General features: G+C 74.1%; 4 protein-coding genes. 3 read left to right on the forward strand and 1 reads right to left on the reverse strand.

Annotated features, from left to right (window positions below):
* The coding region (locus G5C62_RS26280; protein ID WP_164703309.1) for a hypothetical protein at positions 1-196 on the forward strand (196 nt) is incomplete at its 5' end.
* 134 nt (positions 197-330) lie between these two features.
* Here G5C62_RS26280 and G5C62_RS26285 read toward each other — a convergent pair.
* Complete coding sequence (locus G5C62_RS26285) at positions 331-1176, reverse strand: SRPBCC family protein (RefSeq protein ID WP_164703310.1); 846 nt, start codon at positions 1174-1176, stop codon at positions 331-333.
* A gap of 142 nt (positions 1177-1318) precedes the next feature.
* On the opposite strand from G5C62_RS26285, the gene G5C62_RS26290 reads away from it, so the two are divergent.
* Positions 1319-1765 (forward strand): cupin domain-containing protein, encoded by a 447-nt coding sequence (locus G5C62_RS26290; protein ID WP_164703311.1) that lies wholly within the window; start codon positions 1319-1321, stop codon positions 1763-1765.
* A gap of 41 nt (positions 1766-1806) precedes the next feature.
* Positions 1807-3299, forward strand: a 1493-nt coding sequence (locus G5C62_RS26295) for a DUF885 domain-containing protein (protein ID WP_164703312.1), incomplete at its 3' end; no start/stop codon positions are given.

A 3299-nucleotide genomic window follows, 5' to 3' on the forward strand; every position in this document is an offset into this window, starting at 1 on the left:
GGCCGTCTCCCAGGCGGTGTCCATGCGCCGGGTCCAGGTGCAGGGGGGCGACCTCTCGCTGATGGACTACTGCACCGCGGGGCCGCAGTACGCCAGCGGCGGGTTCATCGCCGACTCGACCGCCGGCGTGGTGGGGACGGCGGGCGGGCGGGGGCGCTGGGAGATCCCATGCGGGTCCTCGTCGTTGAGTAGGTGACACGTGTCACGTGACTCGGGTCACCGGGAGGGTCGACGAGGTGCAGGGCTGTGTCAAGAGGGCATCGGCGCGCCCTCGAGGCGCTGTGCGGTGGGTGGGGGGAGGGCCGGTCCGGCCCTCCCCCCACCGTCCGGTCAGCGGCTGCCGCCACCGATCATCGGGTCGTCACCGGTGTCGCGATCGCTCGCCGGGCGCCCCGGGGCGTCGTCCTCGACCAGCACCTCGTCCCGCACGTCGACCGCCGGCGGCTGCTCCACATCGGTCACCGGCTGCGCCGGGACCGCCGGCTGCGCCGGGACCGCCGGCGGCGAGGAGGGCACCTCGCGCGGCTGCGTGGACTGCGACTGAGGCTGCGACTCGGGCTGCGACTCGTTGTCCGACCCGCTCTTCGAGGCGGCCACGGCCGCCCCGGCAGCGGCGACCGCAGCGACACCGGCGACCACGCTCTTCGCCGAGACGCCGGCCTTGCCGCTGTCCCCACGAGAGGACGCCGCTTCCTCGACGCCGGGTGTGCCGGCCCCCATGCCGGGCCGGACGGACCCGCGCCACGCACCGCTCGCGTAGCCCTCGTCCTCGATCAGGGCCTTGAACTTCTCCAGGTCCGACTTCACCTGCCGGCCCACGATGCCGAGCTTGTCGCCGGCCTGCTCCACCACGCCCTCGGGCTCGTACTCCAGCGTCAGGTGGACGATCGTCGAGGCCGGACCGGCAGGCTCGAACCGGACGGCGCCGGCGTTGGTCGCGCCCCCCGTGGCGGCCCAGGCGATCTTCTGGTCGGGGATCTGCTCCAGGATGGCGGCGTCCCACTCCCGCTTCACCCCGGCGATCTCGGCCACCCAGTGCAGCCGCTGGTCACCGCGCTGCTCGACCTCCTTGACCCCGCCCATGAAGTGCGGGAAGTCCTCGAACTGCGTCCACTGGTCGTACGCGGTGCGCACCGGGACGTCGACCTGGATGGACTCTTCGACCTTCGTGGTCATCGCCGTTCCTCCTCCGTAGCAGGACGTGCTCTGGCCCACCCCCTACCCCGTCGATCGGTGGATCCACGCGTCGGGGGACCGGCCACCTGGGTGCGCGATCGGCGAAGATGACCTCGACGTCCCGAACCACTGGAGGAGCACCGTGGCCCCACCGCAGAACTGCCCCGACGACTGGCACCAGCCGCTGCGGCACGTCCGCGCCGGCGAGCTGTCCGCGGAGACGGCACAGACCGCCGGCATGTCGCGGCGGGAGGCGATCTCGGCCACGACGGTCGGTTCGCAGCGGCTGTGGATGGGCGAGACGCGCGTGCCTCCGCACACCGGCTCCGGCGACCACCACCACGGCGACTCGGAGACCGCGATCCACGTGCTGCGCGGCCACCCGGTGTTCGTCTTCGCCGAGCACGGCGAGGAGGTGCGGCTGCAGACCGGCCCGGGCGACTACGTCTTCGTGCCCCCGTACACGCCGCACCACGAGGAGAACCTCAGCGACGAGGAGGCCGTGGTGCTGATCGCCCGCAGCAGCCAGGAGGCGATCGTGGTGGCCCTGCCCTCGTTGACGCCGCAGGGCGGCGGTGCCGACGACTGATCCCCCTGCAGCCGTGCCTGCCCGCGGCTAGCGTCCGCGGCGTGACCGAGCCCGTGCGTCCGCCGTCCCCCCTCGACCTGCTGGCCGACCGCTTCGTCGACGCCTACGCCGCCGACCAGCCGACCGTGGCGACCTACATCGGCGTCCCCGGGCACGACGACCGCTGGCCCGACCTGACCCCCGCCGGGCACGCGGCCAGCGCCGACCTGCTGCGCCGCACCGTCGCCGAGGTGGAGCGGATCGAGCCGGTCGACCGGCGGGACGACGTCGCCCGCAGCGCGATGCTCGAGCGGCTCGGGGCCGAGCTGGCGCTGCACGACGCCGGCTGGACGCAGGCTGCGCTCAACAGCATGGAGAGCCCGCTCCAAGACTTCCGCACCACGTTCGACCTGATGCCCACCGACACCGAGGAGGACTGGGCGGTCATCGCCCGGCGGATCGCCGGCATCCCCGAGGCGCTCGCCGGCTACGTGGCCGGGCTGACCGACGCCGCCGAGGAGGGCCGGGTCTCCGCCGTCCGGCAGGTGCGGCTGGCCGCCGGCATCGCCCGCCGGTGGGCCGGTGCCGGCGGGCAGCCCAGCTTCTACGCGCGGTTCACCGGCCGGGCGCCGGTGGGCGACGCGTTGCGCGCCGACCTCGACCGGGCGGTGGAGGGGGTGCACGCCGCGCTGCTCGACTTCGCCGACACGGTCGAGCGCGAGCTCCTCCCCCGCGCACCACAGGCCGACGGCGTCGGCCGCGAGCGGTACGCGCTGGAGTCCCGGCTGTTCACCGGCGTGGACCTCGACCTGGAGGAGACCTACGCCTGGGGCTGGGCCGAGCTGGCCCGGATCGTCGCCGAGAAGCGGGCGGTCGCCGAGCAGATCGCCCCCGGGAAGGGCATCGCCGAGGCGATGGCCGTGCTGGACGCCGACCCGGCCCGGCAGGTTCGCGGGCGCGAGGCGTTGCAGGCCTGGCTGCAGGACACGGCCGACCGGGCGATGGCGGCGCTGGACGGCGTGCACTTCGACATCCCCGACCCGGTGAAGCGGGTCGAGGGCCGGCTCACCCCCACCTCCGGCGAGGGCGTCTACTACACCGGCCCGACCGAGGACTTCAGCCGCCCCGGCCGGATGTGGTGGTCGCTGCCCGACGGCGTCACCGACATGACCACCTGGCGCGAGACGACCACGGTCTTCCACGAGGGCGTGCCCGGCCACCACCTGCAGATCGGGCAGACCGTCTACAACGCCGCCCTGCTCAACCGCTGGCAGCGGCTGCTCTGCTGGTGCTCGGGGCACGGTGAGGGCTGGGCGCTGTACTCCGAGCGGCTGATGGGCGAGCTGGGCTTCCTCGACGACCCCGGCGACCGGCTGGGCATGCTCGACGCCCAGGAGCTGCGGGCCGCCCGGGTGGTCCTGGACATCGGCGTCCACCTGGACCTGCCCATCCCGCCCGGCCGGGCCGCCGGTGACCGCTGGACCTACGACGTCGCGCTGGCGTTCCTCCGCACGCACGTGGACATGGAGGACGCGATGCGGGTCGACGAGCTGCA

This window comes from Modestobacter sp. KNN46-3, from assembly GCF_011039295.1.